Annotated in this window: 2 protein-coding genes; both read left to right on the forward strand. The window is 62.0% G+C overall.

Annotation, left to right across the window (positions count from 1 at the left end; all coding sequences use genetic code 11):
* The first annotated feature begins 113 nt into the window (after positions 1 to 113).
* Positions 114 to 368: a type II toxin-antitoxin system RelE/ParE family toxin gene (locus Q0629_RS03150; RefSeq protein ID WP_298778835.1), complete on the forward strand. Its 255-nt coding sequence runs from the start codon at positions 114 to 116 to the stop codon at positions 366 to 368.
* A gap of 397 nt (positions 369 to 765) precedes the next feature.
* A partial coding sequence (locus Q0629_RS03155; RefSeq protein WP_298778837.1) for a glycogen/starch/alpha-glucan phosphorylase occupies positions 766 to 1,100 on the forward strand: 335 nt, incomplete at its 3' end.

Consider the following 1,100-nt stretch of genomic DNA (forward strand, 5'->3'; position numbering starts at 1 on the left):
CCGACGGAGCCGCCCCTGACGCCGGAGGAGGAAGCCGACGTGGAGCGGGCGCGGGCGGAGCGTTCCGCTGGGCTGGGGCGTCCGATCGCGGAGGTTATGCGGAGCTTGCTGGGATGACCTGGGCTGTCACGGTGATGCCCACCGCGGAGAAGCAGCTCGCCCGGATTCCGAACCCGGATAAGGGGCGGATTCTGGCCGCGATCGCGGCGCTGGAGGAGGGCATTGAGGGGCGGGATGTCCGCCCTTTGGTGGGCAGGACGGACTATCGGCTGCGCGTGGGGAAATGGCGCGTTCTGATGGACGTGGATGACGAGAATCTGGCTATTTACATCAACCGGGTGGGTTCACGCGGAGATATTTACAAGTAGCCGGACCGTACAAGGAAACGGACAAACGGGGAGGTCCCAGCGAGGGAATCCCGTGTTTTTAGCCGAGTTTCTGCCTCTATAGGGTCATGTTCGATGTTGCCTGAGGAAAAAGTCCTCAGGCTTTTTTGCTGCGATGGCATCATGGCGAAAAGGCCCCCTGCCCCCAAACGAGCGCGCACAAAAAGAAAATTTGTGAGATAATTTAAGCACAATCAATGCTGATGCAGTACTGACGCCTAACTTTTGAAGAAGCCTCCGTCGGGCCTCAGGCCGTCACGCTGGCGGTATCGCTGCCCTTCCGGCAGCTGCGCTGAAGGCGGCGGCAACGATGAACCTCACCGCGGCGGCCGGGCGGGAAGCCCGCTGCCGGCCGGTTGTTGAAAGGAGTTTCAAGACGATGATTCAAAGACTGCACCGCAGCGACCTCGGCAGCTCCCTGAGGACGCTGATGGAGAACGACCCCGCGTTCAGACCCATCGCGTATTTTTCCATGGAGGTGGGCCTGAGAGAGTCCATCCCCACCTATTCGGGCGGCCTGGGCGTCCTGGCGGGGGACATCCTGAAGAGCGCTGCGGACCTTGGGGTCCCCATGGCGGGCATGACGCTCCTCTACCGCAAGGGCTACTTCGTCCAGGACTTCAACGCCGACGACTGGCAGCAGGAGAAGCCCGCCGTCTGGGACCCAGCGCAGGAGTTGACGCTGCTCCCAAACCGCATCTCGATCCGGCTTCA

This window comes from uncultured Fretibacterium sp., assembly GCF_938030725.1.
Taxonomy (GTDB): domain Bacteria; phylum Synergistota; class Synergistia; order Synergistales; family Aminobacteriaceae; genus Fretibacterium.

Bases quoted from the DNA above. Each gene is read 5' to 3' on its own strand.
- Q0629_RS03150 (WP_298778835.1), top strand. From the start codon at position 114: ATGACCTGGGCTGTCACGGTGATGCCCACCGCGGAGAAGCAGCTCGCC.